Genomic DNA, 246 nt, shown 5'->3' with positions numbered 1-246 from the left:
AGGACGGGTATGCCCTTGCCTCGCTGCCGGTGATCAGCAGGCGGGCGGGTGTGAGTACCGGGGCGCAGCATTTTCATTTCCCGAGCAAGGATCTTCTGGCGCGTGAGGTGGAGGCGGGGGCGACGGTGTCGGTGCAGCGGCTGGTGGTGCGGGAGGGTGCGGGGGGCGGGGGGCTGCAGTTGCTGGTGGGTGTCAGCCGTGGTCTGGTGGCGGCTCTGGCGGTGGGACCGGTGCTGTGGGAGGGGG

The 246-nt window shown here is 70.7% G+C and carries 1 pseudogene; it reads left to right on the top strand.

The features are described 5' to 3' along the window. Positions 1–50: 50 nt before the first annotated feature. A pseudogene (locus KVT44_RS56560) lies at positions 51–246 on the top strand (TetR/AcrR family transcriptional regulator); the annotation flags it as partial.

This window comes from Streptomyces sp. GbtcB7, assembly GCF_019091445.1.
GTDB classification, from domain to species: Bacteria; Actinomycetota; Actinomycetes; order Streptomycetales; family Streptomycetaceae; genus Streptomyces; species Streptomyces mirabilis.
This window is presented reverse-complemented; position numbering and strand designations above follow the sequence as displayed.